Source organism: Prevotella sp. C561 (assembly GCF_000224595.1).
Classification (GTDB): domain Bacteria; phylum Bacteroidota; class Bacteroidia; order Bacteroidales; family Bacteroidaceae; genus Prevotella; species Prevotella jejuni.
In genome coordinates this window covers 181,408-206,435 of sequence record NZ_JH114144.1, presented here as the reverse complement: position 1 = coordinate 206,435, position 25,028 = coordinate 181,408, and the positions used below count along the sequence as shown (strand labels likewise).

Annotated in this window: 15 protein-coding genes; 4 read left to right on the top strand and 11 right to left on the bottom strand. The window is 42.2% G+C overall.

The genetic code is table 11. The annotated features are described in order from the left end of the window. Positions 1–15: 15 nt before the first annotated feature. Genes HMPREF0666_RS07435 through HMPREF0666_RS07425 form a run of 3 tightly spaced genes read right to left on the bottom strand, consistent with a single transcriptional unit; the run spans position 16 to position 4,839 of the window. Positions 16–1,215, bottom strand: coding sequence for a restriction endonuclease subunit S (locus HMPREF0666_RS07435; protein ID WP_009011772.1), 1,200 nt, complete (start codon positions 1,213–1,215; stop codon positions 16–18). A gap of 4 nt (positions 1,216–1,219) precedes the next feature. Beyond that, positions 1,220–3,778, bottom strand: a complete 2,559-nt coding sequence (locus tag HMPREF0666_RS07430) for a type I restriction-modification system subunit M (RefSeq protein WP_009011771.1) — start codon at positions 3,776–3,778, stop codon at positions 1,220–1,222. A gap of 47 nt (positions 3,779–3,825) precedes the next feature. Next, a complete protein-coding gene (locus tag HMPREF0666_RS07425) occupies positions 3,826–4,839 on the bottom strand; it encodes a YafY family protein (RefSeq protein ID WP_009011770.1) in 1,014 nt (337 codons plus the stop codon). A 2,150-nt stretch (positions 4,840–6,989) separates the two neighbouring features. Between HMPREF0666_RS07425 and HMPREF0666_RS07420 the strand changes: the two genes are divergently transcribed. From HMPREF0666_RS07420 to HMPREF0666_RS07410, 3 genes are all read left to right on the top strand, one after another. Continuing rightward, positions 6,990–8,219: a DUF4929 family protein gene (locus HMPREF0666_RS07420; protein ID WP_009011769.1), complete on the top strand. Its 1,230-nt coding sequence runs from the start codon at positions 6,990–6,992 to the stop codon at positions 8,217–8,219. Between the two features lie 65 nt (positions 8,220–8,284). Beyond that, on the top strand, positions 8,285–8,776 hold the full coding sequence (locus HMPREF0666_RS07415; protein ID WP_009011768.1) for a T9SS type A sorting domain-containing protein: 492 nt from the start codon (positions 8,285–8,287) through the stop codon (positions 8,774–8,776). A 42-nt stretch (positions 8,777–8,818) separates the two neighbouring features. Further along, on the top strand, positions 8,819–9,733 hold the full coding sequence (locus HMPREF0666_RS07410; protein ID WP_009011767.1) for a hypothetical protein: 915 nt from the start codon (positions 8,819–8,821) through the stop codon (positions 9,731–9,733). Positions 9,734–9,851: 118 nt separating this feature from the next. Here the strand turns inward: HMPREF0666_RS07410 and HMPREF0666_RS07405 are convergent, their stop codons facing one another. From HMPREF0666_RS07405 to HMPREF0666_RS07375, 7 genes are all read right to left on the bottom strand, one after another. After that, complete coding sequence (locus HMPREF0666_RS07405; protein WP_009011766.1) at positions 9,852–10,745, bottom strand: ChaN family lipoprotein; 894 nt, start codon at positions 10,743–10,745, stop codon at positions 9,852–9,854. Beyond that, a complete protein-coding gene (locus HMPREF0666_RS07400; protein WP_009011765.1) occupies positions 10,742–13,606 on the bottom strand; it encodes a pitrilysin family protein in 2,865 nt (954 codons plus the stop codon). Before HMPREF0666_RS07400 ends, HMPREF0666_RS07405 begins: the two co-directional genes overlap by 4 nt. A gap of 17 nt (positions 13,607–13,623) precedes the next feature. Then, complete coding sequence (locus HMPREF0666_RS07395; protein ID WP_042856162.1) at positions 13,624–14,838, bottom strand: DUF4929 family protein; 1,215 nt, start codon at positions 14,836–14,838, stop codon at positions 13,624–13,626. A 17-nt stretch (positions 14,839–14,855) separates the two neighbouring features. Then, positions 14,856–16,241 carry a RagB/SusD family nutrient uptake outer membrane protein gene (locus tag HMPREF0666_RS07390; protein ID WP_009011763.1) on the bottom strand — a complete coding sequence of 462 codons (1,386 nt, stop codon included), beginning with the start codon at positions 16,239–16,241 and terminating at the stop codon, positions 14,856–14,858. A gap of 55 nt (positions 16,242–16,296) precedes the next feature. Continuing rightward, positions 16,297–19,347, bottom strand: a complete 3,051-nt coding sequence (locus HMPREF0666_RS07385) for a SusC/RagA family TonB-linked outer membrane protein (protein ID WP_009011762.1) — start codon at positions 19,345–19,347, stop codon at positions 16,297–16,299. Positions 19,348–19,358: 11 nt separating this feature from the next. Then, positions 19,359–20,255, bottom strand: a complete 897-nt coding sequence (locus tag HMPREF0666_RS07380) for a sirohydrochlorin chelatase (RefSeq protein ID WP_009011761.1) — start codon at positions 20,253–20,255, stop codon at positions 19,359–19,361. Between the two features lie 332 nt (positions 20,256–20,587). Beyond that, positions 20,588–21,712, bottom strand: a complete 1,125-nt coding sequence (locus HMPREF0666_RS07375) for a 5-methyltetrahydropteroyltriglutamate--homocysteine S-methyltransferase (RefSeq protein ID WP_009011760.1) — start codon at positions 21,710–21,712, stop codon at positions 20,588–20,590. A gap of 166 nt (positions 21,713–21,878) precedes the next feature. On the opposite strand from HMPREF0666_RS07375, the gene HMPREF0666_RS07370 reads away from it, so the two are divergent. After that, complete coding sequence (locus HMPREF0666_RS07370) at positions 21,879–22,355, top strand: Lrp/AsnC family transcriptional regulator (protein WP_009011759.1); 477 nt, start codon at positions 21,879–21,881, stop codon at positions 22,353–22,355. Positions 22,356–22,958: 603 nt separating this feature from the next. On the opposite strand, the gene HMPREF0666_RS07365 is transcribed toward HMPREF0666_RS07370, so the two are convergent. Then, a complete protein-coding gene (locus HMPREF0666_RS07365; protein ID WP_009011758.1) occupies positions 22,959–24,311 on the bottom strand; it encodes a sodium:alanine symporter family protein in 1,353 nt (450 codons plus the stop codon). Positions 24,312–25,028 lie beyond the last annotated feature (717 nt).

Genomic DNA, 25,028 nt, shown 5'->3' with positions numbered 1-25,028 from the left:
TCTGTCATTAGGTTGTTATACAAACATTTTGTCTAAACAAGCAGCCTTTATCTGCCTTAGCTTCTCTAATCGTTGCGTCTGAAGAGCTATCTGCTTGTCTAAAGAGGTAAAGTAAGAGGCTATCTGCTGTTGCTCATTTTCATCTCGAGGACAATAAATAGGCATCTCATAGAACAATTCATTACTTATTGATAATCTATCAAATCTTGCGCCTGTATTACCATTATCCTTCATGAATTTATGCCATACGTTTGTATGAAAGTAAATATCAAGAAAGCTTTTGTTAAATCCTGTCACTCTAAAAACATAATAAAGAGGAGACACAACACCAGCATATCCTAACTTGTTCATATTAATAGGACCTACTGGAGCTAAAGTAGATATACGTGGGTTATAAACAAAATCATTTGGTTGAACTATGAAATATCCACTTACATTATCTGTGTTAGACACATCATGATCAAAGAAATCTCTCTGATTAATAATACCATATTCAGCAGAATTCGTTAATGTTATAGATATGTTATTTAACCTATTTTTCTCAATTACTTTGGTGCTTATATCTTTTAGTTTTACTTCTTCCCACTCTCCTTCAAACCCTTTGAACCTAATCTTAGGTACGGTCTCTCCCTTCTGTGGGAACATTGCTTGTAGGCTCGCTTCCTTCACTTGCTTTAATGAAGCAAGGCGAGAAGAGGCTGTGGAGATTATATTGTCATAATAGACGAAAAATTTAGCTATTAGTTCTTGCTCTTGTTGGTTTGTACAAACTCTTATCAATAGATTTGAAAGTATAGAAGGATTAATTGCAGGGAAACTTGTGCCAGCACAATAATCTAAAACTTGCCCTAAGAAAGCGTCACTTTGGAGCAAAGTGAAAAGATATTTACCATTGATTTGTGGACGTATTTGTGCATATCCTGTCGAAAAGACATAATTATCTTCGTCCATATCAAAGAAATAATTATTCTTTTGATAAGGTCTAACCGTCTGATAAAAAATATCTCCTCGTTTTGCTAATCGTTGAGCTCTTGATGGTGCTGTTTCCTTATGTTCTAATCTATGTCGTATCATTTCTGTTCCAGACACAGATTCCAAGTCTACATATTCAAACTCTGAAGGAACCGTGCTTGATGGATTTATTAAAGCTACCTCGGAGAGTTTTCTATCTTCGTATAGCAAATCTTTATTTGAGAAACTCAATACTTGTTTCATACTCTTACTCCTTTATCAACTCCTTTAACCCTTCTATCGCACGCTCATCACCTGTTAGTTGGTCTATGAGTCCTGCTAACTCTTTGTTTGTTAAGGCAAACTCGTCATTGATTTGCTTATAGCTGACTGCATACTTCTTGTTCAGAGCAACGACAGACGTCTCGAGTGTGGTAAGTACCGAACGTAATGTATCTTCTATTCCGTTACATACTGGCTCAATCCACTTCTCATGTAAGAATGTTGCCACCTCTGCATCGGAGAGGTTTTCGATAGCTTCTACGGTCTTATCAATAAGCTGCTGCTTCGCTGTTCTTATCTCTTTGTTTGTCTTTGTCTGCTCATTCCAGAGTGCAACTATCTTTTCGAGCTTCGCTTTCGTCTCTGGTTCTACGTCAGCCTTGGGCTTTGCATTGGCTTTGATGGCTGCCTTGTCGAAGGCATTGTCCTTCTCGGCGTCGCAATAACTCTCTGTCTCTTCCTCTGTAAACGAGTCGTGTAGGTCGTCGAGTTCGCTCGCTATGACCTCTATGCGCTGTTGCATATTGGCAATAGCAGTAAGTTCTGCTTGGAACTTTGCCCGCTGAACAAACTCAAAAGGAATGATGCGCCCATTTACACCGTCTGGTACTTCTATCTCTTCATCGCCCTTCTTCACCATCTTATAGGCTGTCTCCACCTCACGAGCAGCGTTAATTCCGTCTTGCTGTAGGGTCTCAATGTCGTTGACTATCGTCTGCCAATTGTCTGCTAAAGCCTGATAAGCAGCATACTTATCCACAAGTGCTATATTCTCCACACGCTTAAAGATGTCGGTGGCTATCTCGTCTAATGCAGTGAGTTCGTGAACAGTCATCGTGTTGTCTATCAAACGTTGGTGCATAGCGTCGGCAAAACCATCAAAAGCATTGGCGAACTGCTGATTAAACGACTGTACATCCACATTGTTTTCTATCGTCTGCCTCACCTCCTCCGTGCGCAAAAGAGAATAAGGCTTGTCCTTCTCTGGCGCAAACAAGTCAGCCCGCAGAGATGGGAAAGCCTCCCAATAGCGTTGCAGACTGTCTATTTCAGCGTTAGGAATACCCCCAAAGACTGTCGCATAAATATCGTAATGTTCGGTCTCCTCATTGCCATCTACATAGCGAGGAATATTCAGGTTGTACCCATTCTCACGTATCTCATCACGACTGACAGTGCGAGAAAAGCCTCTCACCGTGGCACGGTCGCGCACGGTGTCAGCAATCTTCTTGATGTCACAAGCCCGCAGTTTATTTTGTTTTCCATCTTTCACAAAGCACTTGCTGGCGTCTATCACCAGTACATCGTCATTCTCCCGATGTTGCTTTAAGACCATGATAAGCGTAGGAATACCCGTCCCAAAGAAGATGTTAGCAGGTAGACCGATAATCGCATCAATGTTGTTTGTCTCAATAAGGTTTGTTCGGATCTGTTCTTCTTCGCCTCCACGGAACAACACACCATGAGGAAGAACTATTGTAAGAATGCCGTCTGGCTTCAGATGGTGTAACTCATGGAGCAAGAAAGCATAGTCGGCTTTGCTTTTAGGTGCTACACCGTAATTCTTAAATCGGGCATCCATCTCTCGGTCGGTTGGGTCCCAATGCTGGGAATAAGGCGGATTGCTCACAACGGCATCGACATAGAGCGGCTTATTGATTTCGCTTCCTACCTGCTGTAAAGGCCAGTCCTCGTCTAAGGAGTCGGCACAGCGTGTATAGATATTGCTGGGCTGAATACCCCGCATTACAAGGTTCATACGGGTGAGGTTGTAGGTGTTCTCCTTCAGCTCCTGCGCATAATATTTCACTTTGTTCTTATCGGCAATATGTCTGCCAACCGACTTACCGATTGTAATCAACAGTGAACCAGATCCAGAAGTAGGGTCATAGATTTCTATCTGAGACTTATTCTTCTGACTCTCCGCCACAAGTTCCGACATAAGGATAGCCACCTCGTGGGGTGTATAGAACTCGCCTGCCTTCTTACCTGCACTGGCAGCGAAATTACTAATCAGGTACTCGTAGACGTAACCTAAGACATCATAGTCCTGTGAACCATCTGTTGGGATATCTTTGATAAGTTTGATAAGCTCTTTAATGGCACGTGTCTGACTTGCCGTACTGTCGCCCAACTTACTCAAACCAGCCTGTAACGTCTTGAAGATACCATCATAAACAGGCTTATAGTTTGGACTTACTAAGCGGTCGAACGAGTTAAGAGAGACACTTAAGTCGCCTATATTGAAGTCGCTATCGGGTTTTATCCATGTTGAGAAGAGATGATCGTAGGCTATGAAGTAGCCTATGTTGTTCTTACAGTAGTCTATGATGAGTTTAGCGTTCTCGTCGTCGTAGTCCTCAACAAGGTTTACTAAGTCTTCTTCTCGCCATCCTGCTTTCAAAAGATAGTTCACCTCGTTATCAGAGAGGAACTTATAGAATATCAAACCAAGAATATAATCCTTATACTCAATGGCATCTATCTTCGAACGCATCTTATTGGCAGCTGCCCAAATCTTGTTTGCAAGTTGTTGTTTGTTCATATCGTGGGTTTCTTTTTTTGTTCTTTTATTTCTTTTCTGCTGCAAAGTTAATGATTATCTGTGCAGTCTTCGTGCATTGATAGATATTTCTGCAAATTATCTTTTAGCTTGTCTCTAATCTCGTTGCGTAACCATTCGGGGGAGAGTACCTCAACATCGGGGATGAAGGAGAGGATTTGTTGGGACAGTTCACGGTTGGGTTTCACATGGATACTGACTGTGTTAGGCTCAGACAACACACGCTGTGAGGAGTGGATGGGCTTCGAAAGAACGTAAGGGAAACGCTGGGGCGAGAACCGCAAGACGACCTCTTCGGTGGCTACATCACCGTAAGGAACCGACACACCGATGACGTTGTCGAAGTAAGAAGCAAAGTCGGTTGTGACGTTCTCAACGAAGGATTTAGTGCCACTGGCGTAGCTTTCGATACGGTCTAAGGCGTAGCTTTCAATCCTCCCCTTCTCATCATTCAGTCCAAAGAGGAACCAACGACCATTGTATTGTTTGACATAATAGGGATAGACCACGATGTTTCGCTTCTCACCCCAGTAGGATTGATAAGCTATCTCAAGTGTCTGATGATTGATTGTAGCGTCGATGATGCCTGTCAGATGCTCTAACCCTTTGAGCATATCATTCTGTTCAAAGGCGATAAGATTCTCGGAGTTGGCTTTAACCCCAAAGCGATATTCCAAGTTAGAGATGACTTCTTCCAGCCAAGCATTGGTTGGTATGCCACGATAACGGCTGAGCATATCGATCGTTGAACGGAGGTTAGCCACCTCCTCTGTGGTCAGCTCGTTATTAAAGATAGAGTAGTCGGGGTCAGAATAATGGTAATAACACTTCTTTCCATCGTATTGCTGTGCGCGGATTGGTGCATGATAAGGACTCAAACGCAGGTTGGCAATGTCCTCACGTATCTGTCTCAGACTGATGTTATAGCCCAACTTCTCACTAACAAAGTCGACTAAATCATCTATATTAAACCTCCGATGCTTATTACTGAAACACTGATCCAAGATTTGATAGCGCAGGTAGGCATTCTTATTGACTGGCATTGCAATGATAATTATTGGTAGAGTAACTTTTACTTTGCTTAGTTATATTACCCACAAAGTTAAGTTTTTTAATGAAAAATCATCCCTTTTCCGTTATAATTCCCTGCTCAATGATGAAAAAAAGGTCCTTCTCCTCTTTTCAGCTGCATCGCCTTCATCTCTATCCACCATTCGTGCAATTAGTGAAATTCGTAGTTTTTCTGCATACACTCCCCTCCTCCTTGTCAAATAATCAGTCCCCTCCGCCCTTCGCCTGCACCGTCTCCATCTCTGTCCACCATTCGTGACATTCGAGAAATTCGTAGTCTTTCATATATAGTCCCCTCCTCCTTGTCAAATAATCAGTCCCCTCACCCCTCGGCTGCACCGTCTCCCTCTCTGTCCACCATTCGTGACATTCGAGAAATTCGTAGTCTTGTAAGTATTAGTGCGTTTTAGTAGTATCGAAAAAGTATGACAAAGATCCGAATTTAGTTTAGTAAATGCCAGGACAGTTTATGTTTAGAAATCGTGTTTATATCTATCACAGTATCAAACGGTTACGAACAAGGTAGAAGAAGAGCCTTATCAAGCATCAAGAAGGGCGTGTTCTTATGCCTTGAAGGGCATGTTCTCGCATCGAGAAGAGCATGTTCTTGAATTGAGGGAGGGGCGGTATGGTTTTTAAGTATGCCTTTAGACTTTTTATTTCTTTACATCACGATTTCTTAGGGAGTTCTTTCTCACATGGAGGGGAGTTCTTTCTCACATGGAGGGGAGTTCTTTCTCGCACGGAGGATATTCTTTTTTCTCACAGAGAGTATCTTTCTCTCTCACAGAGGGTATTTCTTTCTCTCACAGAACTCACAGATGTAACAGACCTCATTTGCGCACAGTTTCGATCCCACAGAACGCCTTCGGCATACAGATATCACAGAGGCCTTTCAACTAACATTAGCTGTAACGCTCTGTGATATCGGTTGACTTAATGTCTCTGTGAAACCTTGTGTGTTCTGTTCTTCTGTGTTACTCTGTGAGAAATAGAATGCACCCACTGTAAGAGAAAGGACGCTTGAGGATCGCTGGGGAGTTCTTTCTCCCACAGAACTCACAGGTGTAACAGAACTTTTCCACCAACGTTTCAAGCCCACAGAACGCCTTCGGCATACAGAGGTCACAGAACGTTATAGCTAATGTTGGCTGTAAGTTTCTGTGTCATCGGTTGACTTAATGTCTCTGTGGGCCTTTGTATGATCTGTTCATCTGTGTGTTCTGTGAGAAAAAGAACACACCCACTCTATGAGATGACACACAAACAACACGCTGGGGAGGTTTATCTCTCACAGAGCTCACAGAGTTAACAGAGCCTTTTTGCGCACAGTTTCGAGCCCACAGAACGCCTCCGGCATACAGAGTTCACAGAGCGTTACTGCTAATGATGGCTGTAAGGTTCTGTGAAATCGGTTGACTTAATGTCTCTGTGGAATGCTGTGTGTTCTGTTCTTCTGTGTTTTTCTGTGAGAAAAAGAAGACACTTGAGAGTCGTGGGGAGATTTTTCTCTCACAGAACTCACAGATTTAACAGAACCTTTTTGCGCACTGTTTCGAACCCATGAGGAGGTGGCCCCTCCCCCAACCCCTCCCCCGCAGGGAGGGGCGTAGTATGTGAGGTTACCCCTATTGGCCTGCTACATGGTTCTTGGGTAGTTCTTTCCCTCACAGAACACACAGATGTAACAGAGCTTTTCCACCAACGTTTCGATCCCACAGAACGCCTTCGGCATACAGATATCACAGAACGTTACTGCTATTTTCAATACTAATAAGGGACAACACGAAGCCTACATCCAACCCATAGGGGTATCTCGGTGATCACTCCCCTTCCCTTCGGGGGAGGGGTCGGGGGAGGGGCCACTCAGTCACAGAACGCCTTCGGCATACAGAGAACACAGAGCGTTAGAAATTTCATCATTATTAGGTATTGTACGACCTACCATTTCTTTTACTTTTGCTACCCCTTACAAATATCAAGAAAATAGTGCAAAGGAGGGCCTCTCGTCTACAACCCGCTTGATGGAAACCTTATAACGATTGACAACACGTATTAGGAGATGTAGTCGACAAACCTTGAATAAGAACAAACAAATATATAATTAAAAACAAAGAAAAGAATGAAAGTCATAAAAACAAGTGTTTTGTTGCTTCTCATAGTATGCCTAACAGCATCTTGTAGCACCGAAAACAAAGCAGATGAAGAGATGACAAATAGCGTTGCACTCTCTGTGGTAGGGAATGCTTTTATGAATGAAGACGATACAGAAGGTATCACCCTTCACCTGCTAATAGCATTCGCACCGACGAAAGACGAAACCATCAACCTTGACATAAAAGGTAATGAAGATGAGATCGTGCGTTTAGAACGAAGTGTAGTTCAGCTCAAAGCTGGACAGAAAGAGGCTACGGTGAAAGTTATATCAAATACCAAACATCTGCTTTCCATGCCTAAGACGCTAAGCATCAGTGTTGGGAACACATCGAACCCACGCATAAAAGCAGCCGACGCAGGTGTGAAGATAACCGTCAACCCAGACTCAGATGTTCCGCAACTAAGTGCACACCAGCTGCAACTCATCGAAGGGTATAAACAGAAATATGGGTTCGACCTCACCAACTTAATGGGTAAGGTTCCTGTTGAGGCAACCGTATCATTCAACACAGAGGACAAAGAAAGCTATTTCAAAGGAGAAACGCAACTTACAACTAAGGGCTATAGCATCATCACGCTAAGCGAGAAAGCAACCGAAGAAACACCCGTACTGAAGATTATTGACAATCCGATGGGACTCACCTCGTTTTTCTATGACGTATTGAAGCACAAGACCGTCGAGGATCAGGAGTTCTTCCTACAACAACCATACGGGAACGCTATCGTACAAGCTATCGGTTATGATGCGACCAAAGAACAGTTTAGTATGACACTCGACGATATTAAGCTCGTTCCATCATCGGGTAAGATAGACTTCCTCGTCCAACGTTCTAACGCCTACGACGAGCTGATCTCCGCCCTACCCTTCGTCTACCATTTCTCGGCATGGGAGAGGGTAAAGAAGCTACGTGACGAAGGTGCGCTTGTCTACGTTAAAGAGAACGGAAAGATGGTAGGGTATCAGGTGACTGACGAGTTCCTCTTAGCTGGTGGTTCGATTGACCCACAAAGATGGCTTGCAGTCAGTGATGTCAGTCATGATACCTTTGGCAACTCTCCTTCTGACTGGATTGAACCATCTGGGCAATTTGACTTTACAAAGGGAACGATGACATTTGTATTCCCTTGGGACTTTGAGGCTGCTAACGGATATGAACAGGTAAAGGTCACCTATACCATGCACAAGAATAAGTAACACGTCCATCAACAGTAATCACAGTAATACAAAACAGACATCTTATTAATAAATCAAACAAAACAATGAACCGAAAATTAATCTTTCTTCTACTGCTCGGCTGCCTTCTCACACCTCTCAGTGTGAGAGCAGCAGGACCAGTAAAGTTCTTTTGCGTAGAACTTCGTGATGGAACAAAGGCTGAGTTTGCTCTATCAAGTCAACCACAAATCACGTTCTCAAATGGAAGTATGACAGCAACAACACCAGAGAAGACCATTACGGTGGAACTGGGACGCGTGCTTAAATACTTTTTCAGTAGTACTCCTACAGGCATTTCCCTTCCAAGTAAACAGCCTATAGGTAAGCCACAAGTAGAGTATCACATAGGACATGTCCTCCTCTACGGTCTTCCTACGGAGGCTACAGTTAGCATTATGACGATAGACGGTCGACGTGTCTTTAAGGGTCAAGCAACAGCTGACGGCAAGATAGACATCGACCTATCAACCTACTCTAAAGGCATCTACCTACTTTGTACGCCAAATGGGAACATCAAAATGGCAATAGATAAATAATAACTTAACGAAACAAATTAATAACAATCAAAAGACAATAAAATGAAGAAATATATACTTACACTTCTCCTTGCTTTCACGTTCGGGACACTCTTTGCACAAACCTATCAAATGAAGGTGGTAAAGAAAAGTGGTGGTACAATAGAAATCGACGCCGACGACATAGAGGACATAACCTTTGTAGCTAAAGAAACGCCAAAGGGCTCAACAAAATATGTTACGCTTTTTGGTGTGAAATGGGCTACAGGAAATCTGCAATATGACAAGGGTACATGGAAAATTGCAGACAATCAATGGGAATACTTTAAGCCACGATATGGACTCCACAGAAACTCTACTGAAGCTTATAAGCATGAGATAGAACAGGCTGACGACCAGATCGACCATTTCAACTTTGGTGTATGTGGTAATAACGCCCTCACTTACTCGAAAGACGTGTGCGGAAATACGACAAAGACAGATATCGCAGGTAAGATGTACACAGACGAGAAATTCACAAATGAGACAACTGATTTCAATCAAGCAGCATTCGGGGATATCGCTTATTGGGCTACGAAAGGAACTTATCGCCTACCACGTTATTCAGAGGTCAGCACATTAGCACAGAATGGTAAATGGCAGTTTGGCTATGTCACGGTAGAAGACAACAAGCAAGTCTATGGCTATTTGGTTACCGAACCAGCAGAGGGAGAGGTTGCTATGACTATCAGATTCCCAAAGGAAATAACACAAGACGATCTCTCAAAAGGCCTTTTCCTTCCATGTGCTGGTTCACGCTATGATGATACCAAGGCTGTGAGATATGCGGGATATGGTGGTTACTATTTCTCTTCTATCCTCTTTGAAGATGCAGCAGATTATGCTCGTGCAATCACATTCGACAATGACGGCATCTATGATAACAATGGTGAGAACTGCCGTTGTGGGGATTCTATCCGTCCTGTAGTAGTTGAATAAGACGCAGAAGGCTACTCATGATTATACGAAAAGAATTTCAATCATAGCCATGCTATGCGCATAAAAGAATGCGGACACTCGATAGGAGCGTCCGCATTTTTACAATACTGTTTTGTGATTAGTAAGATGTTGTCATGTCTTCTGGTACACAGATATAAAAATCAGCAATACCCTTATAGTCTTCTTCTAAATGAGATATGTCTTCTTGTCTGACAGCTCTCACAACCGTATAGGTTGTTCCTGGTTTATATTGCAAGAGATAAGGAATAATACCATCATGGTTATCTGTATGGAAGTTACCATTGAAATGAATAAATTTCGATGGTAGGTTCTTGGCTATTCGCCAAGCCATCGTAGCATCTTTGATAGCTTGTGCCTCAGCAATCTGACGTGGGTTGGTATTCTTATTCTTACCCATGACACCCATGAGTGCAAATCCTTGTTCAACACTCTCGTTCGTCTGAAAACGTATAGGGAGCGGTGCCATGTACGACTTCGCCTCCGTAGAGAGCGAATCAAGATAGGCCAAACCGTGCTCTTTCACTGCTGTGGCATAACGACGAGGAACATTCGTAGCAACGACAGGGATATGATGTTCGCGTGCATAAGAGATTAAACCCGCATAATCAGTACTGTAATTCGGCCAGAGACGTGCCTCATCCTCAAAGCGATCGCCTGTTATCTGTCCGTGAAGATATTCATCAAGGATGAGTTGGTTATCGCTTTCAAACATCTCCATACCCATCTTCAGGCTCTTTCCATGGACCTTGTAAAGACTTTCAAGGAGTTTCTGCTCCAGCCAGTGGGTTATCACACAGTTGTGGATCTCGCCTACAAAGACAACATCAACTTTTGCTATAGCCTTTATCAACTGGTCGTATGTTATTGACTTTCCTTTACTGTCATACAAGCGATAGGCCTCAGGTTGCGATTGTGTTTGTGCTATTGCCTGAGTCGCCATAAGCATACAAACGAGGCAAACAAGTAAACGTAATTTCTTTATAATCTTCATTTCTTTTGTGTTTTATATACTACATATCTTTGATTCCAAACAATCAATTCGTTGATCATCTCTTGTAATGTCTTAGGTGTGATCTCGTTCAGACACATCGCATAATGTTCGAAGTCGTGCAATGATTCGCCATTCTTAACAAGTGACATCAAAGCTGTTTTCCATTCAGAAGGTGCCTTATCGTTAAGCACCTTATCTTTCGTGACGAGGAATGAGCGCTTCATCTTATTAAGCTCTGAGGCTGTGATAGGTGTCGTCTTTAGCTGGTTTATGATGTCTTGCAACAAATATTCTACTCGTTGCTGGTTGCCGTCCTTCATCGATACAGTAATCATAAACTCATATTTCTGCTGTGGTACACCATTATAATAAAGGTCAACAAAAGGTGAGTAGACCAGATTCTCCCTTTCACGTAACACCTTCAATAACCTGTCTTGCAACACATCACGTATCAGTTTCAAGCAAAGAGAATTACGGAGTGAAGGAGAGTAATTACCAGCAAAAACGTAGTTGACAAGTGTTTGATGGTCATTACCACCATCAAAACCCTTCGTAAACATCTCTTTACCAACCCTGAAAGGCGTATTGTTCAGCGGTAAAGGCACCGTTTGCTTAGGCATCTGGGCAAACGTCGCAATAGCCTTTGGCAACACTTCTCTCATAGAGAAATTGCCAGTCATCACTATCGTAAGCCTTGAAGGATCGCCAAACAAACGTTTATAATAGTTTGTAAGTGTGTCAATATCCAATGTCTCCAAGACCGATTTAGTAAGGTAGCTCCTGCTATTATCAACTGAATTGCCTACCAACGAATCTATGGTCATTGTCATTAAACGGTCGATATCATGTGAAAGCATCTTGTCGAGTATGGTATCTTTGCCTAAGTCTTCAATCTCTGCAGCTACAGTCTCCTTAAAGTCCTCACGGTTGATACCTGGGAAACACATCTTCTGATAAACCAAGTTGAATAGTTCAGTAGCTTTATTGGAAGGTGAGGAAGCCAAGAGCTGGTGCCAGAACGCATCTTCCCCAACCGTCATAGAAAGACTCTCTTGAGTCATATAAGACAATAAGCTATCATTTGCAACCTTAGACAAACCACCCATATCTACGTAACTAATAGCATCATACACTTTTAATTGTTGTGGTAGTGATAAGTCAGCAGTTCCCCCACGTCCTATTGCAGCCAGGGAGATAACGGAGTCCTCGTCAATGGTCGGTCGGAGAATGAGCCTGACCCCATTCTTCAATATCACTTCTTCTATCCCTAAGTCGCCCCATTGCTGTTGACTCTTAATGCTCTCCGACATAAAAGTCGCTGGTTGGACTAAACACATGGGAGCCTTGACACGCATCTCTGTTACTTGCTCTTTTCTTTGGAAATGATAGGGCTTCATTTGCTGTTTCTCTCCCATTCGCCATGCTTCATCAGCTTTTTTAGCAGTGAGATAGCCTTCCTTTGTATCTTTTTTGACCGATGTGTAAGCATACAGACGACTGCGTCTCATTTGTTTAAGAACATCACCTAAGAGTTGTTGCAGCTGGGAACTCGTCGTCATCGCAACTTGTTGTCGTACCCATTCCACCTCACAAGGCATCCAAAGGGTGCGATCTCCAGCTGTGATATAATCAACGAAATCATCACAGATGTTAGCCGATAGGTTCTGAGTAGTGTCAGATGCGAAATGGTTTAGACGTGAATCAACAAGTTGCTGTAGTTCGTCATGTGACACACCAAAACGTAAAAGACGATGACACTCTGCTGAGACAGCACTAATCTGACGTTCTAAATCGATAGTAGACGTACCACGAATAGACAGTACGAAATGGTCTTTATTAGCTAAATACCAATCATTTGAAACGTTACACTTCACTCCATCTGTCGTAAAACGATCATCTAAGCATTGCAGCAACATACGCATACGTTGCTTCGTAACCACATCTTGCAATGTTCGACGAACACAAGTGGTATGTGGGACAATTACTTCTAACTTGCTGTCCGACTGTATGCTGTCTACAATATGCATCCAGCTGGCACCCTTAGCATAGCTCATATCAAACTTAATTATAGGCTTGTCATCACGACTTGAAGGTATAGAGCCAAGCGTATGAGTTAGTTTCTCTACCACTTCAGGCACATTGACTTGCCCAACAATAAGTACGGTAGCATGAGAGGGGTTGTACCATCGCTTATAAAAAGCCTTCAACCGGTCGCTATCAATGCTATTGATATCGTGTTCCGTTCCAAGCGGGATACGTTCAGAATAACGATTATGCCCCATCTTTAGACGATAGAAATCATCATTTTGTTGGTAGCCTCGCAGCTCCTCGACAATGACTCCTCGTTCTTTTTTCACACGTGCACCATCAAACTCTATCTCACTTAGCCAATCGTGAAGGGCTAAGAAGGTGCTATCAAGTATCTCTGTGTGATCAGAATAATAAGGCAAAGAAAGCCAATAGATTGTGCGATCGAACCCCGTAAAGGCGTTAATATCACGCCCAAACTTCATACCATGTCCCTCAAAATAATCAATTAGCGAACGATTAGGGAAATGTTTCGTACCTATAAAAGCACTGTGCTCAAGGAAATGTGCACCTCCACGCTGATCGTCTTCCTCCTGTAAAGAGCCAACATCCATAACCATTCGTACCTCAACACAATGACGTGGTAAAGCGTTCGGCAAGATAATATAACGCAATCCATTCTGCAACTTCCCTTCAACAGTTCCTCTCGGAAGCGAGATAAGTCTATCACCACTCAATGAAGGTTGTGCGAAAGCGCAACCAGAGAATAGTAGACCGAATATAAAAAATAACCAAAAAGTAGATAGAATGAACTTTTTCCGTATTTTCTTCATAAATCAATTAGAACTTTTTAGGGACGTAAAGTATAGACTACAGACACCTGTTCGTAGCCATTACCATCGGCATAGTCCCATGGGAAAAGGAACGATAGCTTCCCCTTCTGAAGGTCAAGTGTAGCAGAAGGCGCAACCCAATCACTTGGATTATTACCAAACTCATCGTTGCTTATATTGCTCATACCAAGGAACTTATTAGGATTTAACGAGCCACCCTGCATAAAGAAATCATCATCAATGGTATAACCAACGATCTTCCCGTCTTCCTCAATCTCTACAATGGAGCCTCTCTTCTGAAGCAAACGCTCCCATAAAGAGTAATGATAGATGAACGGTAGACCCGTTATCATGTCACCATATTGATTCTCTTTTTGTGTTGTAAACGTAATAGCCTTCGTAGACATATCGAGGGTTATACCTCCCAAGCTGACGTCAAAAGTCTCTTTATCTTCTTTGTAATCAGCTGCCTTCACAGCTGCTCTACCATAAGGAGTCTGCATAAAGAATTCTTCGTCTTCAACCGTCTTACGCTTTAACACATCATAGAGGAATGTTGTTAATCCCATAGGGTTGCTCACCATCTTAAAGGTTGGTGCATCAACAGTAGCATCATCAGCAAGTGTTATCACACTATACCCCTTATACGTGCGCTGTGCCTGTCCTTTAAAGAAAGTCTCCTTATCTGCTGTATTAAACGTGATTGTCGTCTCAACTGGTATCTTTCCTATCATACGCATAAGATCTACACCATACTTTGTCTTCACATCTGCTATGAGTTGTAATTGTGCTGGCGTGAGTGCAGGTATGTCGGCATCAGGATTAACAGTGATTTTCACTCCTTTCCCGAATCCTTTCACGGATGGTGTTGAAGCTGAGACAACTTGCAACGTAACTGTACGAGGGACTGAAAGGACGTGATTACCATTCGATCTCACACGAACAATGGCCTCCTTCTGCCCGGGATTAAACACCACATTCTCATCTTCCAAACGCAGAATATTATCATCATTGCCAATAAACGCAAGCTTTATTTCTACCTTTTCTTTAGGAGCAAAAGCAATCATTGCATGCACTGACACACTTGTCGTATCGTCTTCAGACAATAATGCAGTGCTTGGAATGGTAAGTTCAACATCATTTGTCATACTTTCTGTGGGTATTTCCTCCTCATGGCAGGCTACTAAAAAGAATGACATTAATACTAATAAACTATTGAGTAACTTCTTCATTTTTTGTTCCATATAAATTAATTAGAAGGCCATCCGGGGTTCTGTTCCACTTTATTAAATCGATATTCAGACACAGGAATAGGGAATGTCCAACGATAATCATCGCTCGCTACACTGGTTGTAGTACTATTCCCCCACTGAGATTGTCGTTTTAAAGCAGCAGCATGTGTACGCTTAAGATCAAAGAAATTCACGCCCTCACCTACAAACTCACGTTGCTTATCAGTTAAGATAAGGTTTAGAAGTTCTTGATTGGAAATCGTCGATGGGGCTTCAGCGACCCCTATACAATGCCAATAATGATTGATTAATCTACGAGCAGCCTCTGTATCTCCCTTTCTGCAATATGCCTCAGCAACAATAAAATAAGCTCCAGCATACCGCATCGTATTGATATAACTTGTTGACTGATTTTGCTTATTGCATCGATTATACTTTCCAAGAAGCTCTCTGTTAGAGCCATTCATCATAAATGGATAAACAAACGAGGCTTTTCGGAGATCTGACCCAACAAAACTCAACTGTGGATTGACCATAAAATAATCACCTTCCTGACTACTATATTGGATGCCAGCATAGTAAGATGAGTTATTATTAAAAGCAAAGATACGTCCCGAATAGGTGTTTTTTGACCACAGACTATTAAGTCCTTCTGATGTGAAATAAATATCATTGCTCTTGCTAAGAACCTTATTTCCATCATCTATAGCCCCTTGGTAATCATTTGAATAGAGGGCTAAGTCAGCTAATAGATACTGTGTAGCTTCTTGTGACAACCATCCATTACGGTCAGAGCTGTGCTCTACAGAGGCGGCATCAGTAAGCAATTCCTTTATCTTTGCAACACATTCACGTATTGAAGAACGCTGTTTATCCTCAATCCCAAGTTCACTTTTTAGGATAACCCCAGGCGCATCAGGATTAACATCGTAGGCTGGAGCAAAGATTCTTAGCAACTGTAGATAGCATAACGCCTTCAACGTCTTAGCCTCAGCAGCTATCACAATCTTTTCTTTCTCCTCATTTTCATTCTCTGCTTTTACTCCATTCATACGCTCAAGAAGTCCATCACATTGTGCAATCACATTGTAATAATCTTGCCAAAGGCTTGGTGCAAGCTTGTTTATCTCCTTATCATTCCAATTATAGAGATTCAATGAACTGATATCTTTTATAGACAAAGAGGTGGGAACAAAGTCGTTCCCCAATAAAGAAAACTCATATTCTTGATGAGGATAAGACGAATAGGCCGATGCCAACAGTGATCGAGCATTTGAGACATTCGTTATTGCATCTGGATCAGAGAATTGGTCTTGGGGTGGAATGTTAAGACTACAAGCCGTTAACAGTGTCAGACACGCTCCTACAACTACACTTTTGAATATTAATATACCTTGTTTCATATTGTATTATCCATGCGTCTTAAATGTAAAACTACTCTACTTACATACTATATCATTAGAATGTCAAATTGAGATTGAACGTGAATATTGGCTGCATCGTACCAGCAAGCGTGCCACTCTCTGGATCAGACTCCTTATATCTTGTCCATGTAAAGAGGTTAGAACCTTGTAATCCAAGATTCGCATATCGAATGAATGGAATTGTCTTCTGTAACCATTTCGATGGAACTCGGTAACGCAGTGATACGCTCGAGAGTTTTATGTAATCACTACTTCCTATCGTCCTTGTGTTAGGATAGAGCGCAAGATTCTCCTCGGCAATACTCTGCGTATAGAATGGGGTCCAGTATTCCTTATATTCATCGCCTCGTTTAAACCACATCTTCTGTGTTTGTCCTGACACAGCATTGTATATTGCGTTATCACTATTACGCACATATTGGTAAGAGAAGCGTTGCTTCCCACCAAAGACATAGTAGAACGACACGTCAACATCGAATTGCTTATAAGAGAAACTGGCGTAGAAGCTACCAGAGTATGGAGGTGTCTGATGACCTAAAGCAATAAAATCATTCCTTGTGAGTGGTTCCGTACCTTGCTTTTCTACTCCTTCTGGGGTCAAGAAGACAGGATAACCCGTGAGTGGGTTGATGCCTAAAGAATGTAAACCATAGATCATGTCGTATGATTTACCCACCTCATAATTAGGCACTATTGACTGTTCGTCAAGATAGAGCTTATCCGTCCAATAGAGGCTTACTACCTTATTATCATTATAAGCTATATTTCCTCCCACAGAAAGACGACAGTCAAAAGCATCTATAATCTTTGCATTTAATCCTATTTCTATACCACGATTTTGCAAGATACCAATGTTCCGTTTAAGAGAGGAATAGCCCGAACTTGTTGCGATAGGTACATCTAAGAGTGCTTGTTCGGTACGCCGATTATACCAGTTCACATCAAGTGTAATACGCTTAAATAATTCTACGGTTAAACCTAAGTCTGTAGACTTATTTTGTTCAGCCTTCAGATCTTTATTATATAATGATAGTAATGACAAGATACGACTTTCCTCATAAGCCTGCTCACCAAACATAAACGTACCAACAGTATTAGAAACAGTCACACCATTAAGATTTGCCGTAACACCGTATGATGCTTTAATATTTAATTTTGAAAGGACCTTATTATCTTTCAACCATGAATAATTTGTTGGTGTCCAACCCAAACCTGCTGCCCAAGCCGTATTCCAACGCTTATCAGCTGGGAGTATTGATGAAGCATCAGCCTTATATGTGAAGTAAGCATCATAGACTGAATTATAAGTATAACCTGCCACGACACCAATACCCATCTGTGCATTCTTGTCACGAGGATTTCGTACAGAAGGCTGACGCATTCCGTGTAACGAGTTATTAATTGCAGAAGGGGCATCAACATTGCCTACTCCATATCCGGTGATACCCACGGCATCATAATTATACAAATAATAGTCGTAGTTTGCACCAAGTGTAACGTCATGAACGTCTGCAAACACATGATTATAGGTTGCTCGGAGATTACTTGACAGGTTAATTGTCGTTCCTTTCATTCGACTATATATGCCTCTCGCATTATCAGGGACGCCAGTGTTTTGTTCAGTGAATGAAGAAGCTGGCGTAAAGTTATGATTATCATCCTGAAGATAATCTAAACCAGCAACGTAAGCTAAAGTAAAACCTTGCCATGGCGTTAAAGTCACGTTTATGTCTACACCCGCATTCTTATCTGAGGCATCACTCTGATATTGTTGTGTGAGATCTCGATAACTTCTATTCGGATAAGAATAGAGTTCACCTGTCTTTTGTTCGTAAGGATTAAGATTATAAACTAAAGATGTGGGGTCGAATGATGATCCATTAGGCGACTTACTCTTAGCATAGCCACCAGACACACCTATCATCAGGTATCCTATCTTCCCCAACTGCTGGTCTAAACCCATACGAACACTAAACCGTTGCTTATTATTACCTTCTATACGCCCTCCTTGATAGGTATAGTTCCCAGAGAGAAAATAAGTTGTAGTCCCACTTCCACCTTTTATACTGATGTTGTGTTTCTGATAGAAATTATTACGGATAAGTTCCTTAAACCAGTCTGTATGGATATTTCTTAAAGCTTCCAAACGCTTTTCTCCTTCTGCTATCAATTGTTCTTTATTGGGGTCGGACGCATGATAACGTTCAAAGTAATCTCTACTATAGCGATAGCCTGGAGCTGCAGGATTTTGTAACAAACGCTCTAACTCTAATTTTTCATCCGTATCCATGAGCTTTACGCCACGCCTACCACGCATCGTCAGGCCCATATCAGTACCGTAGGTAAGGATCATCTTTCCATTATAACCGCGCTGTGAACTTATCTCCAACACACCATTAGCAGCCTTTACACCATACAAAGCACCTGCAGCTGCATCTTTCAGAACCTTTATACTTGCTATGTCTTGTGGATTAAGATTGTAGAATGTCTCGGCGGAGATAATCTTTCCATCGAGGACATACAACGGCTCATTACTCGTGTTGCCATGACGGAAAGAAGAATTGCCTCGTATTCTGATCTGTGGCTTACTTCCAATATCTCCCGTATTGATAACGTTCAATCCAGGTACCATACCTTGTAGAGCCAACCCCATGTCAATCATTGGTTTCTCGTTGAGACGTTTCATATCTATCAACTCAACGATTCCTGCCTTTGCACGAAGGTCGATAGCATTGATGTTACTCTTTGCCTTCACCACGACTTCGCCCAATTTATTCTCTGACGATTGCATCTTTACATCTATCTTCTCTCTCCCGTCATAATTGACTTTCTTCTGAGCATACCCGATATAAGTAAAGATTAACACTGAACTTTTATTAAAGTCGCCATTCAATTGATAACGACCATTAACATCTGTAATAGTTGCTATCTGAGTTCCTTGGATCCGAACGGTCACACCAATCAGTGCCTCATCACTGGCATCCGTCACATAACCATATACCCTACTTTCTTGGGCTCCTACCTCCTGAGAAGGAATAAAGAGCCCAAGAAACGTGAAAAGACACCATAATAAAAGGTTCTTCATATCGAAACTATTTATCGTTTGCTTTCAACCCATTTATTTGTTTGGGCTACTATCCAATCTACCACAAGCGGAGTACAAGCAGGAAGAATACCATCTGCACTATACACGATGTCTACTCCTGTCTTCTTAACAAGATCTTTTTGTACATCTGTCATCTTATGACGATCAGCCATACGCTTCACATCAGAGGTCAGATAGATACCCTGAACTATGATTCGCTTCTTCTTTGCTGAAGCTTTTGTCAATAATGGCATCAACTCATTGGCAAAATCATGTCCCATTTCGATAAGAGCATGATCAACATAATTAATCTTTGTATGTTCTTTAGTGTACTTATCAACATTCTTTAGGACTTCTGCCCAAAAGCCATCTCGTTCAGGATCACCATGAGCCAAGAAGATTACAGCTTCATTAGGTGCGTCTTTAGAAAGGCTTTGTACCCGATTTAACATACTCTCTTCTAACAAGTAGCTATAATAGAAAGTTGGACCAAGGATGATGGGTGTTTTGGTATGTACCAACTCTGTGTTCTCCTCTGCCAACTCTTCTCTTACGAAAGGATTGTATTTATGTCCGAGAATATTTGGAAGGTCTTCTTCAGTATGACTTGATGGTGCCATAAAGACAGGAAGAGCAAAGATCGTGTCTGCACCTTCTGCCTCACATGCCTTCACTACAGAAGCCACGGAAGGTTCGGTATATTCCATAAGTGCCACCTTTACGATATCTATACCTTTGAGCTTCTTTTTTTCAACTTGCTCTTTTACAAGTGGTTCAAGCGCTAATACAGGTTTGCGCCATGACTCCATAGGCGATCCATGAGCTACGATTATCAATGCGGTTTTAGCACTTAACGATGCAAAAGTTGTTAGCAGCGCAGCTAACACAAACATAATTTTCTTGTTCATATTCATATTAAATTTTATTCTTTTACCTAATTCCATGGGTATCAAAAATATGTTATAAATTCTTTGGCAAAAGTATAACATTAGTCAGAATAAGACAATACCTAAAAATAATGAATTAAGACAACACTTCATGGTACATATTGCTTAACAACGCTAACCTAACTTTTTACTGATTTTACAGGGAGCCTGTAAATTTATAAAGGCTGAACCCCTCACATGGAGCTCAGCCTTTATATTCGATATGGACTTTTATGATACAAATGATGTAAACAACATTACTGAATGGTATTAGAATTAATGTTTCATACCAATACTTAAATGGGTTGTTTCTCTTATTTACCCCACACCTCCGCAGCAATCTCCTGCACAAGGTCTATCTTTGCCCATTGCTCTTCCTCGGTGAGTTTGTTACCTATCTCACAGGAAGCAAAGCCACATTGTGGACTAAGACAGAGGTCGTTATGAGGAATGTAAAGTTCTGCATCACTTATTCGGGCCACTATCTCTGCAGGGCTTTCGAGTTCTGGACGCTTCGTGGTGATGAGTCCGAGGACTACCTGCTTGCCGTTTGGGATATACTTCAACGGCTCGAAACCTCCTGAACGGGCATCATCATACTCCAAATAGAATGCATCCACGTTCTCTTGCGCAAAGACATAAGGGGCAACAGGGTCGTATGCTCCTTCGGCAGCGTAAGTGGAATGGTAATTACCACGACAGATATGTGTGGTGAAAGCAACTTCCTTTGGTCGTCCTTCAAGGGCTAAGTTATTCACCTTTAGATATTTCTTAGCCAAATCGTCGAGTGTTTCCTTGTCTCCTCCATGTGCTTTCCAATAGTTCTTGTCGACCACCATACCCCACGTGCAATCATCAAACTGAATATTACGACATCCAGCAGCATAAAGGTCGACAATCACCTGACGGTAGGCCTTCGCAATGTCCTCAATAAGCACGTCAACGTCAGGATAATACTTCAACGTATTCTTTGTGTTATCACCTCTGAACAGTTCTGCAAACAACTGGGCTGGAGCAGGTATCGTTTGTCGGGCTGTCACACCCTCCTCTTCAAATTGCTTTACGAACTTAAAGTGCTCTACAAATGGATGATTCTCACCACTAATACGACCAGACAAAGCAATAGAACCACGTGTTGTCTCCTCTCCGTGGAATTGATAACCATGGTCGAGTTCTATCTCCTCTATGCCATTGAAACCCCACATAAAGTCTAAGTGCCAATAGCTTCTACGGAACTCTCCATCAGTTATTACCTTCAAGCCGTGAGCCTTCTGCTTAGCAATAAGGTCGGTGATGAGGCGATCCTCAACAGCCTTCAACGCTGAAGCATCTATCTTCCCTTCAACGAATTTCTGTCTTGCTTCCTTCAACTCTGCTGGACGAAGAAAACTTCCTACGATGTCTGCACGATAAGGTGCATTTGCTCTGACACTGCTCATATTCTTTTACCCTTTCTTTTTGTTATCATTATGAATGTGGATGCAAAGTTAGAGAAATTCTTTTTTGGCTTCAAAATATTCTTGTTTATTCGGGAAATTATACTAACTTTGCCAAGAATTAAAGTCTTATACAGAATATTATTCTACTAAAACAGCAATTTACAAAATGGACAACACAACGATATTAGACGATATTGACAGAAAGATACTGAAGATTCTTCAGCGTGACTCCCACCTAACTGTCAAGGAACTGGCGGCCCGTGTTCATCTCTCACCCTCGCCTGTTTTCGAACGACAAAAACGATTAGAACGTGAGGGTTACATAGAGCGCTATATGGCTGTGGTTAATTCTCATAAGGTGGGAAATGGCATCATGGTTCTATGTAACATTCGGTTAAAACAGCACACACAAGACCTCATCCAAGAGTTTATGGACGTCGTACAGAATATTGATGAGATAACTGAATGTTATAACACCAGCGGTGACTATGACTTTCTTATTAAGGTTTATGCACACGACATGAAGCGTTATCAACAGTTCATGCTCAATACGCTGGGTAAGATTGATTGTATTGGTAGCCTTCATAGTATCTTTGTCATCGACGAGACAAAGAACACTCATGGGGTTCCTGTGACGGAATAGGCCTAAGTCTAAGAGCTGCCCTGACTCTCCTCGCAGCCGAACAATCTCTCTTCCAGTTCTTCTCCTGCTTAGAGAGGTTGGGGAGAGCCTCCTTTTCACAGGAGTATCTTGGTAATTATCTGTGTTACTCGGTGCTTGGTTGTTATCAGTGTTACTAGGTGAGAGAAGGAATACACTCTCTCAATGAAATAAAACACAAACAATTCGCTGGGGTGTTTTTTCTCTTACAAAGTGGCACACAGCTCGCATCCTTGGGTAGTTCTTTCTCGCACAGAGGATATTTCATTCTCACACGGAGGATAGTTTTCTCTCTCGGAGAACAGTTCTTTCTCTCACGGAGGATAGTTCTTTCTCTCACAGAATGCACAGATCTATCAGAGCATATTGGCGCACTGTTCGACCCCATAAGGGATTGGCCCCTCCCCCATCCCCTCCCCCGCAGGAAAGGGGCGTAATATGTGAGGTTACCCCTACAAGTCAGCCAGTAAGAGGATAGAACGAAGCGTACATCCTCCCAATAGGGGTATCTCGGTGATCACGCCCCTTCCCTGCGGGGGAGGGGAAGGGGGAGGGGCCAGCTGGGGAAGCTACTCTCACCCCTCTCTAAGCCTCCTTTTTCTTCCTGTTAGCCAAGAAATTCTTGTATAACTTCTTCACCTGTGGAGCAAGGAAGATGATACCAATAAGGTTAGGGATGACCATCAGACCATTGAAGGAGTCGGCTAACTCCCATACCAAGTCGGCTGCAAAGAGACAACCCAAGAAGACAAAGAGGACTACAAGGGGGCGATAGAAACGAACGCCCTTCTTACCAAACATGAACTTGATGTTCATCTCGGCAAACATATACCAGCCTATAATCGTCGTGAAAGCAAAGAAGATAAGACTGATGGCAAGGAAGATGATACCTCCTTCTCCAAATGCTATCTCAAAGCCTTGTTGTGTGATAGCTACAGACTTTAAGCTTGTGTTACTATAAACACCCGTAAGCATGATGACAAATGCCGTTGAGGTACAGATGAGAACGGTATCTACAAACACACCTGCCATAGCCACAAAGCCCTGTTCGCATGGGTCTTTGACATCGGCTAAAGCATGAGCATGAGGAGTGGAACCCATACCTGCCTCGTTAGAGAACAATCCACGTGCAACACCATAACGGATGGCATACTTCATCACTGTTCCTGCGGCACCACCTGCAGCAGACTTCAAAGAGAAAGCATCAGTAAAGATGGTACGGAGAACATGCGGCAACTGATCGGCAAACATATAAATAATAATCAATGAACCGAGGATATAGACTATCGCCATGAACGGTACTAAAAGCTCGGCAAGAGCAGTGATACGACGCTGTCCCCCAATGACTACAACGGCCACAACGGCTGCTAAAACAATACCTATCACCCATGAAGGGATGTTGAACGCATTGGTCAAGGCGATAGAAATGGAATTGGCCTGTACCATGTTGCCAACAAAGCCTAAGGCAAGGACAATGGCAATAGAGAAAAAAACAGCAAGCCACTTACTACCAAGACCATAATAAAGATAGTAAGCTGAGCCACCAACGGTCTCGCCATGGTATTCTTTCTTATACTTTTGGGCAAGCACAGCCTCGGAGAAGATGGTACTCATACCCAAAAGGGCTGACACCCACATCCAGAAGATAGCTCCTAAACCACCAGTAGCAATGGCTGTTGCCACACCACCGATATTTCCTGTACCAACCTGAGCAGCTACGGCAGTAGCCAAGGCCTGAAAAGAATTAACTTTCGTCTCACCTGGCTTTCGCTTCTTAAATATCGGACCAAAAGCATACTTAAACGCCAGATTTAGATGACGAAGCTGTGGGAAACCAAGGTAGACAGTGTAGAAAATGCCTACGCCTAACAATGCATACATGAGAAAACTGTTCCACAGAAACTCATTGAACGCTTTTACATAGTCTAATGGACTCATTGGCTACATAGTTTAGATATTAGTAATAGATTGATGGATAACTCCATCTTGAGATTGTTTCGCTGTAGGTAAGATATTTATCTCACTATCGGTCATTGACCGTTATGTCCCTTTACTCGTATTAATAAGATTATATCCTTTTAATCTGTTTAGATTATTCTTTCGGCACAAATATAGTTTTTTATCTTTTATGAAGCAACTACTAAAGCAATATTTTACTACATTTTTGTGATTTTTTAGGGATAGATTGCTTGTGATTTATACTATTATAATCCCTATAAAAACCATGTTTACACATTATCTTACAGTGTTTTACGGTACAAAAGATATTAGGAGAGGCAAAGAACACTGTCGGACTGAACAACAACAAAAAGATAGCATCACATCATACCAGCCTGATCCCTTCCCCCCTTCCTTCTCCCGCAAGAAGGAGTGTGATTAGTGAGATTACATCTATCAGGTTACTTTACATGGGACGTGAGAATCATTCTCTCATAAAGGACACACCCTTTCTCTCACAGAGCACACAGATTTAACAGAGTTTTTTGTACACAGTTCAAGCCCATGAGAGAGTAGTCCCTCCCCCAACCTCTCCCCCACAGGAAGGGGCATAATATGTGAGGTTACCCCTACAAGACTGCCAACAAAGAACATAACGAAGCCTACATCCTTTTTATAGGGGTATCTCGGTGATTACGCCCTTCCCTTTTGGGGAGG

Excerpts from the sequence above, each read along its gene's own strand:
- HMPREF0666_RS07380 (WP_009011761.1), bottom strand. The coding sequence starts at position 20,255 with ATGAACAAGAAAATTATGTTTGTGTTAGCTGCGCTGCTAACAACTTTT.
- HMPREF0666_RS07425 (WP_009011770.1), bottom strand. The coding sequence starts at position 4,839 with ATGCCAGTCAATAAGAATGCCTACCTGCGCTATCAAATCTTGGATCAG.
- HMPREF0666_RS07365 (WP_009011758.1), bottom strand. The coding sequence starts at position 24,311 with ATGAGTCCATTAGACTATGTAAAAGCGTTCAATGAGTTTCTGTGGAAC.
- HMPREF0666_RS07375 (WP_009011760.1), bottom strand. The coding sequence starts at position 21,712 with ATGAGCAGTGTCAGAGCAAATGCACCTTATCGTGCAGACATCGTAGGA.
- HMPREF0666_RS07395 (WP_042856162.1), bottom strand. The coding sequence starts at position 14,838 with ATGAAGAAGTTACTCAATAGTTTATTAGTATTAATGTCATTCTTTTTA.
- HMPREF0666_RS07415 (WP_009011768.1), top strand. The coding sequence starts at position 8,285 with ATGAACCGAAAATTAATCTTTCTTCTACTGCTCGGCTGCCTTCTCACA.
- HMPREF0666_RS07420 (WP_009011769.1), top strand. The coding sequence starts at position 6,990 with ATGAAAGTCATAAAAACAAGTGTTTTGTTGCTTCTCATAGTATGCCTA.
- HMPREF0666_RS07390 (WP_009011763.1), bottom strand. The coding sequence starts at position 16,241 with ATGAAACAAGGTATATTAATATTCAAAAGTGTAGTTGTAGGAGCGTGT.
- HMPREF0666_RS07370 (WP_009011759.1), top strand. The coding sequence starts at position 21,879 with ATGGACAACACAACGATATTAGACGATATTGACAGAAAGATACTGAAG.
- HMPREF0666_RS07430 (WP_009011771.1), bottom strand. The coding sequence starts at position 3,778 with ATGAACAAACAACAACTTGCAAACAAGATTTGGGCAGCTGCCAATAAG.
- HMPREF0666_RS07400 (WP_009011765.1), bottom strand. The coding sequence starts at position 13,606 with ATGAAGAAAATACGGAAAAAGTTCATTCTATCTACTTTTTGGTTATTT.
- HMPREF0666_RS07410 (WP_009011767.1), top strand. The coding sequence starts at position 8,819 with ATGAAGAAATATATACTTACACTTCTCCTTGCTTTCACGTTCGGGACA.
- HMPREF0666_RS07385 (WP_009011762.1), bottom strand. The coding sequence starts at position 19,347 with ATGAAGAACCTTTTATTATGGTGTCTTTTCACGTTTCTTGGGCTCTTT.
- HMPREF0666_RS07435 (WP_009011772.1), bottom strand. The coding sequence starts at position 1,215 with ATGAAACAAGTATTGAGTTTCTCAAATAAAGATTTGCTATACGAAGAT.
- HMPREF0666_RS07405 (WP_009011766.1), bottom strand. The coding sequence starts at position 10,745 with ATGAAGATTATAAAGAAATTACGTTTACTTGTTTGCCTCGTTTGTATG.